The 11,330-nt window shown below is 56.5% G+C and carries 9 protein-coding genes; 1 reads left to right on the top strand and 8 read right to left on the bottom strand.

Annotated elements, in window-relative coordinates; genetic code table 11:
- The 7 genes from F8I07_RS01090 to F8I07_RS01060 form a co-directional block, all read right to left on the bottom strand.
- A partial coding sequence (locus F8I07_RS01090) for an AAA domain-containing protein (protein ID WP_292654616.1) occupies positions 1-1,360 on the bottom strand: 1,360 nt, incomplete at its 3' end.
- Between the two features lie 389 nt (positions 1,361-1,749).
- Positions 1,750-2,193: a L,D-transpeptidase family protein gene (locus tag F8I07_RS01085; RefSeq protein ID WP_292654614.1), complete on the bottom strand. Its 444-nt coding sequence runs from the start codon at positions 2,191-2,193 to the stop codon at positions 1,750-1,752.
- 104 nt (positions 2,194-2,297) lie between these two features.
- Complete coding sequence (locus F8I07_RS01080) at positions 2,298-3,479, bottom strand: glutathionylspermidine synthase family protein (protein ID WP_292654612.1); 1,182 nt, start codon at positions 3,477-3,479, stop codon at positions 2,298-2,300.
- Between the two features lies 1 nt (position 3,480).
- Complete coding sequence (locus tag F8I07_RS01075; RefSeq protein WP_292654609.1) at positions 3,481-4,092, bottom strand: UPF0323 family lipoprotein; 612 nt, start codon at positions 4,090-4,092, stop codon at positions 3,481-3,483.
- Positions 4,093-4,217: 125 nt separating this feature from the next.
- Positions 4,218-5,396 (bottom strand): cell division protein FtsZ, encoded by a 1,179-nt coding sequence (ftsZ, locus tag F8I07_RS01070; protein ID WP_292654604.1) that lies wholly within the window; start codon positions 5,394-5,396, stop codon positions 4,218-4,220.
- Positions 5,397-5,421: 25 nt separating this feature from the next.
- Positions 5,422-6,831, bottom strand: coding sequence for a cell division protein FtsA (gene ftsA / locus F8I07_RS01065; RefSeq protein ID WP_292654602.1), 1,410 nt, complete (start codon positions 6,829-6,831; stop codon positions 5,422-5,424).
- A 1-nt stretch (position 6,832) separates the two neighbouring features.
- A complete protein-coding gene (locus F8I07_RS01060; protein WP_292654599.1) occupies positions 6,833-8,299 on the bottom strand; it encodes a peptidylprolyl isomerase in 1,467 nt (488 codons plus the stop codon).
- An 89-nt stretch (positions 8,300-8,388) separates the two neighbouring features.
- Here F8I07_RS01060 and F8I07_RS01055 point away from each other — a divergent pair, with 89 nt between their 5' ends.
- The gene (locus F8I07_RS01055) at positions 8,389-9,690 is read left to right on the top strand and encodes an adenosylmethionine--8-amino-7-oxononanoate transaminase (RefSeq protein WP_292654596.1); all 1,302 of its coding nucleotides are present in this window, start codon (positions 8,389-8,391) and stop codon (positions 9,688-9,690) included.
- Positions 9,691-9,790: 100 nt separating this feature from the next.
- Here the strand turns inward: F8I07_RS01055 and F8I07_RS01050 are convergent, their stop codons facing one another.
- Complete coding sequence (locus F8I07_RS01050) at positions 9,791-11,125, bottom strand: tetratricopeptide repeat protein (RefSeq protein WP_292654593.1); 1,335 nt, start codon at positions 11,123-11,125, stop codon at positions 9,791-9,793.
- Positions 11,126-11,330: the final 205 nt, after the last annotated feature.

Here is an 11,330-nt window from a genome sequence, read left to right as displayed (position 1 = left end):
CGAAAGTGACCCCCTCCAGCGCTTCGGCTCCCACCATGGCGTTGGTGGCCAGGACCACATCCGCCTCGCTCACCAGCCGCCGGATCGTCGCCTCCTCCAGCTCGCGCAGCCGGTCGAAGGCCGCCTGGGTTTTCTCCTCCTCCCGGTACCAGCTCGCCATGGAGCGCAGAGTCTCGTGACTCACTCCCCGGTAGCTGCGCCCCTCCTCGGCCAGCTTGAGGATCCGCTCCCGGCTCATCCCCCGGGTGCGGGCCGGGGTGGGTTTGCTGTAGGCGCTGCGCCGCTCGGCTGCGGCTTTGGCTTCCTCCTGCAGGCGCAGGATCTCCGGGTATTCGGGAGCCTGGGAGAGCCGAACCATGAGACTGTAACGTTCCAGGGCCGAATCGATCCGCGCCGGATGGCCAATACGCAGCAGATCCAGCTCCCCCTCGGCAGATAGCTTCTCCAGCAGATTGTCCACCGCCACATTGGAATCGGCCGTCGCCAGCACCCGATCCCCCTGCTCCACGTGAGCCCGGATCACCCGATCCAGGGTCGTGGTCTTGCCCGTCCCCGGCGGTCCGTGGATCAAAAAGAGATCCTGCATCCCCAGGGAGCGCTCCACCGCCTCCTGCTGCAGCGCATTGAGGCCGGGGACCGACTCCCGCTCCAGCCTGGGGGCCGGGCCGCACTCCGCCAGCCCCAGGAGGATGTCCCGGATCCTACGGTAGGGATCGGCCAGATGGCGCATCTGCTCCAGATTGCTCTCCATCCGCTTGAAGGTCACGTCGTTGACGAAGAGATCGATCCGCACCTGCTCTTTGAGGGCCCAGCGGGGCGGCGACTGGGAGAAGGCCACCTCGATATGGTTGCGCCCCACCCCCATGACCGTGGCGCTCAGATCGCTTTTGAGGGGATCGCCTCGACTGATGAGCACGATATCCCCGCTGCTGATCTCCGTCTCGATCCGGCGGTCCCGGCCGTAGCGCACCAGCTCCAGATCGAAAAGCCGCCCGGCTCTGCGCCCCCTCAGATCCAGGATCGCCCGGCCGAAGCTCTCCAGCTCCCGACCGCTGAAACGCCGGATCTCCTCGATCCGGCTGCGGCGCTCCGCCTCCCGCTCCGCTTCGATGAGCCGCTTGTACTCCTCGATATAGTCGGCGATCCGAAGGATCCGACGTTTGCGCTCCACGTCGGGCAGCATCTCGGGCGGGAGTTTGGGCACCAGCCCCCGCTTGAGGCGATAGAGCACAGCGCCGTCGGCCTCCCAGACCCGGTCGATATTGCCCGCTTTGATCCCGTAACGCCGCAGGATCCGCTCCCGCTTTTCGGGAGGATATTCCGCGGGAAGGGTCAACCACTGTGCCGCAGGTTTGGCCATGGGAATCCTTTTTTCATTCTATGTTACGTGTCAGTGATCCACCGATAAAAAAACTGAAGTTCCAAATTTTGGAAATACCAATTCGTTAGCGTCTATCCGAAGGATAGCTTTTCTCTCTTACGACATCCTTTTGCCGGGAATGAATTCCCGGTTCCAAAAGAAGCACTGCAAAGCAACACCCATCCGAATCATCTATTCCCAATTCTCCATTCGCAATCACAAAGGTACTGCCTGTGTGACGTCAGTCCTTCGCGTTTTCTTTTTTCTTTGCTTCGTTTCTCTTTTTCTTTGTCGCGGAACAAAGAAAAAAGAAATGAAGAAGTATGCTGGAAACTCCGGCCTCATTTTCCGTGGGATGGCAATCCCACGCTACGAGATTCAACACTCCCTCAGGGGCGGATCTCGATGGGCGTCCCCGGATCCACCGCCTGCCAGATCTCGTCCATGTCGCCGTTGCTGACGGCGATACAGCCGGCGGTCCAGTCAAAACGCTGCCGGATGACCGAGAGCCAGCCCCACCAGTTTGGCTGTCCGTGGATCATGATGGATCCTCCGGGATTGATTCCCCTCTTTCGGGCTTTCTCCTTCTGAGCCGGAGTGGGATAACTAATATGAATCGCCCGATAATAGCTGCTGTCGGGTTTTTTGAAATCGAGGGTATAGTTCCCCTCCGGGGTTTTCTGGTCGTGCTCCCGCTCTTTGGGACCGATGGGGTTTTTCCCCAGAGCGATATGGTATTCCCGATAGGGATGACCGTTACGAATAAGATAGAGTTTCCGCTCCGATTTGACGATCAGGACCTTCTGTGCCTTGGGGATCGTTTTCTCTTTCATCGGTTTTCCTATCGCATCACCGTTGGCGTCCAGTGCTTTCAGCGGGGAATTTCCCGCCGAACCCAGAATCGGCCAGAACAGGAGAAGAAGGGACAGCCAGACTCTCATCGGATGATATGCCCCACGAATTTGGAGAGGTTGTCGATGATTTCCCCTCCCCGGCGATACCCCAGGCCACAGGACTCGTAGGCGAAAAAGAGTCCGGCCTGGTAGCGACGTCCCTCACTATCTCTTGGCAATTCCACATACTCCTGATAGAGCATGGGATAGGCGCCGTACTCCCCCTGCAGATCGGTGACGACGGTTTGTCCGTCGCTCTCCAGGATCGCCACGTTGCCCCCTTCCCGGCCGAAGATCGGTTTGCGTACCTGCATCTTGCCCGGCAGCGGCTCGAAAGAGCTCTCCAGCAGCAGAGGATGATCGGGGTAGAGATCCCAGAGGATCTTGAGCATCCCCTTGCTCTGGAACATCAGAGTATAGGCGGGATTGAAGAGGATCGCCTTCTGGTTGCGGACGATCTGCGTCAGCAGCATCGCAAGGTCCGGCTCCTCCAGGGCGATATCCTCCCAGGGGATGAGCTTGAACCAGAGCTCGTAGTTGACCCCCTCGAAAAAGATCCCCTCCTCGCCGTCGAACTCGATCTCGTCGATGTAAGCGAACTGGGTGGCGAAGCCCGCCTCTTCGGCGATATACTGCAGCAGCCGGACCGTATTCTCCTCCTCGGCATTGCCCCGGACCGAGGTGAAGAGAAAGCGCCACCCCTCATAGCGTTCGGCAAAAGATTCCACGCTCGCCTCCAGGGTCACGATCCGCTTGAAGTTCTCCAGGAGGGCATCGTAGACAACATTGAACTGAGCCGCTTCGTCCAGCCCGTTGCGTTTGAGGATCGCCCACTGAATGATGGCGGTTTCGAAGAGGGCCGTGGGGGTATCGGCATTGAACTCCAGGAGCTTGATGGGACGGCCGTCGATCCCCCCGGCCAGATCGAAGCGGCCGTAGAGATGCCAGTGGACCTCGTTCTCCCAGCTCTCTTTGACCAGATCCACCAGATTGAAGGGAATCCCGATCTCGTGAAAGAGATTGTGTTCCACCACATGTTCTCCCGCTGCGACGAACATATCGTAGAGCTCGTTGCCCGCCTCGTAGTAGGCCTCCGCCTCTTCCCGGCTCACCTCGACCAGTACGTCCGCCAGATAGGGAGTCTCGTCGCTGTCGGTATGCCAGACAAAGCCCAGCTGTTCCAGATAGGCGGTATCGAGGGGTTCGACCGGCAGGAGTCTGACCATCTCAGCCTCCGAAGAAGCCGCTGCGTGCGCCGCTTCCTCCCCGTGTCCCTCCGAAAAAGCCGGTGCGACGTGTCGCGGAGCGGCTGCGGGTGGAGGAGGCTTTTTTGAAGCTGTTGACACTCCGGTTGTAGGCAGCGGGTGTTTTGTAGCCGGAGCGGCGGGTCTGCCGATAGTTGGGGTTGTTGAAGAGTCTACTGCCGATCCAGGATCCGATGATGGCGCCGGCGGCACTGGCCAGGATCGCCTCGCCCAGGCTCAAACCGCCCTGCTGGGCCATCTGAGCCCCCTGGGGGCTGGTCAGGGGGGAGGTGCCGTTATCGATCTTAGCTGCTTCCTTTTTGACAAGAGCGTCCATCTCCTCCCGGGTCAGAACCTTTTCGGTGCCGTCCAGTTTTTTGAGGATGATGCGCGTCTCTTTGGCCGGGAACTCCTCGGCGATCTTGTAGCGGCCCGGCTTGACCTCCTCGATGACGACGAAGGCGTTTTTCTCCTGGGTCTGCGTACTGCTCTGCTCCTGAGAATCACGCTGCTGGCATCCGCCCAATCCCACGGCGAGCAGCGCTCCCAGCCCTACACCGGTACCGTAGCGTGAAAGTTTTTTGATATATTTCATAGGTTGTTCCTTGTCAACTTCGGATGATTGTTTTGTCAAAAGTTATGGAGTAATGGTAGCGAAAAAAGAGGAGGTAGAAAGAATAAAAGGCGGAAGGAAAGGGGGAAACCTTCCGGTGTAGAAAATCAGTCCATCTGCTTGCGCAGGAAGGTGGGAACATCCAGGATATCTTCATCCAGGGTATCCCCACCGACCACTTTGCGTCCACCGCCGTAGTTCTGATAGGGGTTGTCGCTGTTGACGCCTTGGGAACCGAGGAGGTCGGAGGCCTGCTGGACCTTCTCGGCCTGGGAGGGAGCGGGAACCGCTTCGGGCTCTTCGAAACCGGTGGCGACGATGGTGATCTTGACCTGATCGATCTCAAGGTTGCTGTCGGTGGTGGTACCGAAGATGACGCTGGCATCCTCGTCGGCATGCTCCTCGATGATATCCATCGCTTCGGAGATCTGCAGAATGGGATAGTCGGGATGGATATGGAAATGGACCAGCACCCCTTTGGCCCCGTTGATGGAGACGTTGTCAAGCAGCGGCGAATCGATGGCTGCCTTGGCGGCATCGTAGGCGGCGTTGGCTCCGGTGCTGCTGCCCGACCCCATCAGGGCCAGACCGCGATGGCTCATGACGGTCTTGACGTCGGCGAAGTCCAGGTTGATATCGTTGGGGCCGTGAGAAAGAATCACATTGGAGATCCCGGCGACCGCCTGGCAGAGAACATCATCCACCAACCGGAAGCTCTCTTTGATCCCCAGGTTCTTCTCGACGATAGAGAGGAGCCGCTCGTTGGGAACAACGATGATGGAATCGCTCTCACGCTTGAGCTCTTCCAGGCCGCTCTTGGCCAGTTTCTGACGTTTGCGGCCCTCGAATTTGAAAGGAGTCGTCACGACGGAGACGGTGAGAGCCCCGACCTCTTTGGCCGCCTGGGCGATGATGGGAGCGGCTCCGGTCCCGGTTCCGCCGCCCAGTCCGGCGGAGATAAAGACGATATCGGCCCCGGCCAGGGTGTCCTTGATCTCACTGAAACTCTCCAGGGCCGCCTCCCGGCCGATCTCCGGCTTCATTCCGGCGCCCAGTCCGCGGGTGGCGTTGGCCCCCAACTGCAGTTTGATGGGTGCCAGAGAAGAGTCCAGAGCCTGGGCGTCGGTATTGGCTACGACCAGATCGATCCCTTTGACGTTTTCGGAGATCATGTGGTTGACCATGTTTCCGCCGCCACCGCCTACTCCGATTGCTTTGATCCTGGCCCCCTCGACGTTGCTCTCACCCGCTCTTGTCGTCTCGATCTCAATTTCGAAATTTTCCATAAGTTTCACTCCCCTTTTTTATGGTTTAGAAAAGTTGTTTCGCCCAGTTGACGAATCGGCTGAAAGGATTCCCTTCGCGCTTTTTGGAGATCGAACCGAACAGATCCCCGTCAAAATCGTTCGGCAGTTTCCCGCCTTCGCCCAGGTCAAGCCCGAGATCGATCTCCTCTCGCTGATGACGTGACGGCGTTTCCCGCGGCGTCTCCTCTTTTTTGCCGATTTCGGCGATATCGGTCACATTGGCTGTCTGGACCTCTTTGTGATGCAGCAGCGTCTTGCTGTAATCAATCTCATACTGGGTATGTTCCCCCGCCTGGTAGAGCAACAGACCGACGACGGTAGAGAAAGCCGGGTCTTTGAGCTCGTCGTACATGCCTCCCAGCTCCCGCGGCAACCCGATTCTCACCGGCATCCCGTGGAAGATCGCCTGAGCCAGCTCCCGGATTCCTTTGAGCTTGGTCAAGCCGCCGGTCAAGACGATACCGGCCCCGATCTGCTCCCGCAGCGCACTCTTGTCCAGGGATTTGGAGAGGATCATCAACGCCTCTTCCACCCTGGCCAGGATGACACTGTGGACGATCTCCAGAGAGATGGTGTTGCGGTTCTCCGTATCGCCGATGACCGGGAGTTCGATGGATTCGTTGGACTTCTCCAGCAGGTTTCCGTGGCGGATCTTGACCTTCTCCGCCGTCTCCAGCGGAGTGTGAAGCGCCATGGAGAGATCGTTGGTGATATGGTTGGAACCCACCGCCAGAAAATCGTTGTAGCGGATGGAGTTGCCGATATGGACAATCATATTGCTGGTCTGGCCGCCCATATCGATGACACAGACACCCAGCTCCCGCTCATCTTCTCCCATGACGGCCAACGCCGAGGCGTAGCTGTTGAGGACGATGCCTTCGATCTCCAATCCGGCGGAACGGACCGCTTTGATCAGATTGTTCAACGCTGATTTCTGGGTAATGATAATATTGACATCCACCTCCATCCGGCTGGCGTTCATACCGTAGGGATCCTCGATGAAATCCTGTTCATCCACTTTGAAGTTGTAGGGGAGGACATGGATCACCTCAAACTCGTTGGGGATGTTGGCATTGTAAAGCGCCGTATCCATCACCCGTTTGATCTCTTTGATCGTGATGTCCTGATGGGGGATGTTGACAATGCCCGTGGAGTTGAGACTTTTGGCATAGGCGTTGGAGATGGAAATTGTCGCACCGGAGATATTTTTTCCGGCAATCCGACGGGCGTCCCCGACCGCTTTTTTAATCGATTTTGCCGCCAGTTCGATATTGGTGATGACCCCTTTTTTGACCCCGTGGGAACGGACGACACCGTGTCCGGTAACCGTCAGTGAACCGTCTTCTCCCACTTCGGCGATCACCGCGGCGATCTTGGTCGAACCGATATCTACCGCCAGAATCGTCTCTGCCACCTTAGATTCCTTTTACGAATTTTTTGACGGGGTATCGTTTGGAAAGTGCTTTGAGCAGGTTCTGTTCAAACTCATCTTTTTTGATCCGATCTGCCGTGGCCCCGATTTTTGCAGACAATTCCCCGTCACCTTTTCCAAATTTCTGGTCCACGATCTCGTAAACCACGATTTTTCCATTTACGAATATGATACCTTTTTTATTATTAGATGTAAATAATTTTTGTAAAAACTGTAAACTTTCCGGCAGATTCAAAGGTGACAGCGCTTCGGCTGAACTCAGACTCACTTCACCGCTCTCTTTTGTCAAGGCGGCGGGACCTTTGAGCAACGCTTCGGCTTTGGCCTTGAGCGCCGCCTTTCTTTCGGCCGCTGTCCAGGCAAGCGCCACGCGACTTTTCGCCGCATCGAAGCTCATGATACGGGGCTCGATGACCTTGTCGATCCGGACCGTGGCATAACGTGCACCCACGGGCTTGGGCTTGACCAGCGATCCCGGAGAGTGCGTGACGATCTCCTGCCATAACGCTTTGGAAAATGTGGGGTCTCCTTCAGCGAACTCCCGGACTTCAGTGGGCATTTTCTTCCCTTTTTTCAAGGCGATATAATCCAGCAAAGCCCGTTTTTTCCCTTTTTTGATCCGATAATCCCTGAGGACAAGTTTCCGGGCCTGCTCATAGGAGAGCTCTTTGCCCTGGGCATCGGTGTAGTTGAAACTATTCTTGTGATAGAAATTTTTCAGTGCCTCCTCCGACGCATTGATATCGGCAGTATCGGTCCAGAGAACGGCCAGCTTGAAAAGCCGGGGAGTTTTGTACTGATCCTTGTGCTTCTCCCAATAGGACTTGAGCGCCGTTTCGTCAATCGTCACATTGACATCGGCAGGAATGAGGACACGGTAGCGAATCTTATCGGAGAGGCTCAGCGCCCCCGCTATGACACTGCGCTCATAGGGAACCGCCCCTTTGTTGATCAACTTCATCAGCTTTTCGACGGTCAAATCGTCGCGGAAAATCGCTTCGAAGGTCCGGGCATTGAGTCCACGGGATTCCAGGAAAGTCTCGTAGATCTTTTTGCTGAAACGGCCTTGATCCTGAAAGGCGGGAAGTGAAGCGATGGCATCGGCCAACTCTTCATCGGAGATGATCACACCGTATTCCCGAGCCAGATTGAGCAGATAGGCCTGGACGACCAGACGGTTGAAAGCCTGTCGGGGAAGCTGCATTTTTTTAGCTTTGGCATCGTCGAACTTTCCGCCGAGTGCTGCACCGACCTGTCGATAGAGGTTCTGATAGGTGAAGTTGTATTTCTCCTGGGAAATCGTCACCTCGCCCACTTTGGCGACTGCACCGGCTTTGGAGCCGTAGTGATAGGTTCCCCAGCCGACGAATCCCGCTCCGATAAATGCGATCGTAGCGATCCAGATCGTGACGACCAGGTACTTGTTGTGTTTTTGCATCCATGCAATCATGACCGGTATGCCTTATGTTAGAATTTGTCCATTATTTTAGTCAAGATGTGATTAAGGGTGGATTACCTGCCGAAGACGAAGGAGCAGACGTGACAAACCGGGAACTGATGGAGCGGGATCTGAAGCACATCTGGCACCCCTGCACCCAGATGAAAGACCATGAAACCCTCCCCCTGATCCCCATCGAGCGTGCCGAGGGGGTCTGGCTTTACGATTTCGACGGACGGCGCTATCTCGATGCCATCAGCAGCTGGTGGGTCAACCTCTTCGGCCATGCCAATCCCTACATCAGCAGCCGGATCGCCCGCCAGGCGCAGGAGCTCGAGCATGTCCTGCTGGCCGGGTTCAGCCATCGGCCGGCAGTGGACTTGGCCGAGAAGCTCGCCGCCCTGTCCCCCGGGGATCTCGACAAAGTCTTCTACGCCGACAACGGTTCCAGTGCCGTGGAGGTGGCACTCAAGATGAGCTACCACACCCACCGCAACCGGGGCTCGGACCGTTCCCTCTTCCTCTCGCTGACCAACAGCTATCACGGAGAGACCCTCGGAGCCCTGAGCGTGGGGGATGTTGGACTTTACAAAAGCACCTACGAACCGCTCCTCATCCGTAACATCCAGACCCCCGTCCCACGAAACCGCAGCGCCGAAGCGACCGTAGAGGCCCTGGAGGCTCTGGAGGATCTCCTGGCCAAGCGGGGAGAGGAGATTGCCGCTCTGATCCTGGAGCCTCTGGTCCAGGGCGCCGGGGGGATGCATATGTACAGCCCCGACTACCTCAAGGGAGCCCGACGCTTGACAGAACAGCACGGCATCCACCTCATCGCCGATGAAATCATGACCGGTTTCGGTCGCACGGGGACGATGTTCGCCTGCGAACAGGCCGGGATCGTCCCGGACTTCATGACCCTCTCCAAAGGGTTGACCGGCGGTTACCTCCCCCTCTCGGTCGTCATGACCCATGACCGGATCTACGAGGCCTTCTACTGCGATTACAGCGAGTACAAAGCCTTTCTCCACTCCCACAGCTACACCGGCAATCCCCTGGCGTGCAGTGCGGCCCTGGCGACCCTGGAGCTTTTCGAGCGGGAAGATACCTTGCGTGTCAACCGTGACAAGAGCCGACGCATCGCTGACAATCTCCAGTCTTTCCTGGAACTTGACAATGTCAAGGAGGTGCGCCAGGCCGGGATGATCGCCGCCGTGGAGATGATCGACTATCCGGCTGAAGAGCGCAAAGGTCTGGAAGTCTACCGTTACGGTCTGGAGCACGAGGTTCTGCTCCGGCCTCTGGGGAATGTGATCTACTTCATGCCCCCCTATATCATCACAGACAAAGAGATTGACAAAATGATGGAGACGGCCTACGAGGGGATCGCCGGTCTGAACCGATAAATGAGTCTTCTATAAAGAGATCGGGGGTTGTCTCGTCATCCTGAACTTGATTCAGGATCCACGGCATTTTTCAGAGGATAAAAAAAGAATCGGGAGATCCTTAATCGTCTTTACCGGGAAGCTTGAGGGAGAGATTCGGCAGCTTTACTTTTCCGAAGAGGCTTTTGATCCCCCGGGAGTTTTTCAGGCGCTCATAGTGCCGGGCGGCTCTCGCCACCCCCATCTCAGCCGCCTCTTCATAGAGCAGGAGTGCCAGCTGGCGATCTTTTCCGATCCCGACCCCGTGCTCATAGAACTGCGCCAGATCGCAGATCGCTTCGGGGAAATTCTGATCCGCCAGGGTATTGATCTGAGTGAAGGCCTCGGCATGATCCTCCTCGATCACCTCGCCTTTGAAGAGCTCCCTCGCCAGGAGGAACTGGGCGAACTGGGATTCGGTGGCCGCCGCCAGGAGAAGCACCAGGGCCGCTTCACCCTTTTTGCCCTCTTTTTTATACTGTTGATAGGAGCGGAGAAAAGTTTCGATCTCCTCTTCCGTATATCCTTCGGAGGCGATCTGTTTCTGCATCGCTTCAACCGTTTCGGGAATCCGCTCGGCTTCCTCTACCGGGGGAAATTGATGGATCATGTTGCGGAATTTCTGTCCCACATAGGGAATCGGAGAATAACGCTGGTCCTCGCCCCCTCTTTTTTCGCTCTTTGGTGCAGTCGCATAGCCAGCAGAGGCTTCTTCATCGACCGAAGTCGTTTCTGCTGGAATCTCGGCTGCCTCGGAGATCTCCTTCGTCTCCTCTTCTGCCGAAGGCGGCGGGAAACTCTCCTCTCTTTCCATCGCCGCTTCCGCTTCCTCCTCCTCAATCTTCAATGGGGTCTCAAGGGGGGCTTGCGTCGCTTCTGTCAAAGAGCTCGTCTGAGTTTCATGCGTCGGAAGATCCGCTTCTCGCTTTTGCGTCTCCTCCTCTACCTTCGGTCCTTCAGATTCTTTTTCAGTAGCATCTTCCGACTCCAATTCAAAGGTGGGAGCGGGGACATACTCTTTGACCGGAGGCCTCTGGGACTCCCGAGAGTAGCGCAGGATATCGTCCAGATCCAGAACCCGCTCTTCCCGTTCAGGTTCAGGTTTCGGCGATTCCACTCCCAGGTCGAAAAGTCCCATCTCGCCGGAACCCGCGGAAGATCGGGTAGCGGAGCGGGACGACGGCGAAGATTGGGGGGCTTGGGAAGTAAAGAAATCATCCTCCAGGCTCCGTGCGTAATGTTTCATCTCATAGAGCGCCTGGCGGTAGTTTCGGCTTTCGAGCAGATCGATGATTTCATTGAGTTTCTCATCAAGACTCAGGCTTCTCAGTGCATCACATTGTACGTCGATTGTCCGAAAATCTCCAAGTTTGACCGCCAATCGGACGATTTCAAATCGTGTAGTAATCTCTTCCATTGATACCCCGCTTCCATCCGTCGCACTAGAAAAATATGTGTAATGATACCATGAGTATCTGTAATTTATGTTAAAAAATATAGAAAAGAAAAACGACAATTTTGGTATGATAACGTCACTTTTTCGGCATGAAAGCGACCATGAGCCCAAACAGCAGTTCAAACAGCAAAAAATCCCCTCATATTCCTGTCCTCCTTCCCCAGGT

Source organism: Nitratifractor sp. (genome assembly GCF_015487065.1).
Classification (GTDB): Bacteria; Campylobacterota; Campylobacteria; order Campylobacterales; family Sulfurovaceae; genus Nitratifractor.
The sequence above is the reverse complement of the archived record's forward strand: the minus strand, read 5'-3'. Positions and strand labels throughout refer to the sequence as shown.

Excerpts from the sequence above, each read along its gene's own strand:
- F8I07_RS01085 (WP_292654614.1), bottom strand. The coding sequence starts at position 2,193 with ATGAAAGAGAAAACGATCCCCAAGGCACAGAAGGTCCTGATCGTCAAA.
- F8I07_RS01080 (WP_292654612.1), bottom strand. The coding sequence starts at position 3,479 with ATGGTCAGACTCCTGCCGGTCGAACCCCTCGATACCGCCTATCTGGAA.
- F8I07_RS01075 (WP_292654609.1), bottom strand. The coding sequence starts at position 4,092 with ATGAAATATATCAAAAAACTTTCACGCTACGGTACCGGTGTAGGGCTG.
- ftsZ (WP_292654604.1), bottom strand. The coding sequence starts at position 5,396 with ATGGAAAATTTCGAAATTGAGATCGAGACGACAAGAGCGGGTGAGAGC.
- F8I07_RS01060 (WP_292654599.1), bottom strand. The coding sequence starts at position 8,299 with ATGATTGCATGGATGCAAAAACACAACAAGTACCTGGTCGTCACGATC.
- F8I07_RS01050 (WP_292654593.1), bottom strand. The coding sequence starts at position 11,125 with ATGGAAGAGATTACTACACGATTTGAAATCGTCCGATTGGCGGTCAAA.